Below are 1030 nucleotides of genomic sequence, written 5' to 3'. Positions count from 1 at the left end.
CCGGCCGCCCGTCCGCCGGGCCGCGCGGGGGACGGCCGCGCCGCCGCACCACGTGGTACAGCACCTCGCCCGCCGTGGACGGCGACGCCTCCCTCGACACCCGCACCCCGCCGTCGTCGTCCACGTCCGCCCGCACCGACGGGACGGCCGCGGGCGGCAGCCGCCGCTGGTGTTCGGCCGCGCCCGGCAGGTCGCGGACCAGCCCGAGCGCGTCCGCCAGCAGCCGCCACGCCCGGTCCGGGTCGCGTTCGGCGGCGGCCGGCTCGCGCAGCCGCAGCGCCGTGTCGAGCCGCCGCCGCGCCTCGGCGGCCAGCACCCGCTCCTCCGGCGGCTCCCCGCCGGTGCCGGGCGCCCGGGACGTCCTACGCGTCCGCCAACTCGGCCGCCGCGAACACCTCCCCGGCGTCCAGCAGCGTCCGCAGCCGCCCCGCGAGGCCGCCGGTCGCGCCCGGCCCGCCCTCCCGCAGCACCGCGAACACCAGCCGCCGCGCGTCCCCGGCGGCGACGCCCAGATCTCGGCGGAGTGCCGCAGCAGCGCCCGGTCCGACGCCCGCTGCCGCAGCCGCTCCCGCAGCCGGTCCACCACGTCGTAGAGCAGCAGCGCCGCCGGGTCCGTGCCCGACCGCAGCGCCGCCAGGATCGTCTCCGCGTGCGTCGTGCTGGTGTCGCGGGCCCGCCGCGCCCACCGCTCGCCCGCCGCCGCGACCGCCTCCCGGTCCGGACGCAGCGTCCGGTCCACGGCCGCGAACCCGTCGAGGACGTGCATCGGCCCGGTGAGCCGCTCCCCGAACACGAACGCGGCCAGATGCCGCTCGCCCAGCACGTCCAGCGACTCGCGCACCTTCCGGAACGCCGCGTACGGCGGCGCCGCCGGAAGCCGGTCGGGCTCGCGCACCTCGACGCCGTCCCCGGCCGCCAGCCGCGCCAGCTCGTCCGCCGTCATCCCCCCGGTCCGCGAGATCGCCGCGACCTCGCCGGGCGTCACCAGCCGCCGGCGCCGCCCGCCGCGTCCACCAGCCGGCGCCCGCGT

The 1030-nt window shown here is 81.2% G+C and carries 1 pseudogene; it reads right to left on the bottom strand.

Annotated features, from left to right (window positions below):
* A pseudogene (locus BJF79_RS56565) lies at positions 1-1030 on the bottom strand (hypothetical protein); the annotation flags it as partial.

The sequence above is a fragment of the Actinomadura sp. CNU-125 genome, assembly GCF_001942465.1.
In the GTDB taxonomy this organism is placed as follows: Bacteria; Actinomycetota; Actinomycetes; order Streptosporangiales; family Streptosporangiaceae; genus Spirillospora.
This window is presented reverse-complemented; position numbering and strand designations above follow the sequence as displayed.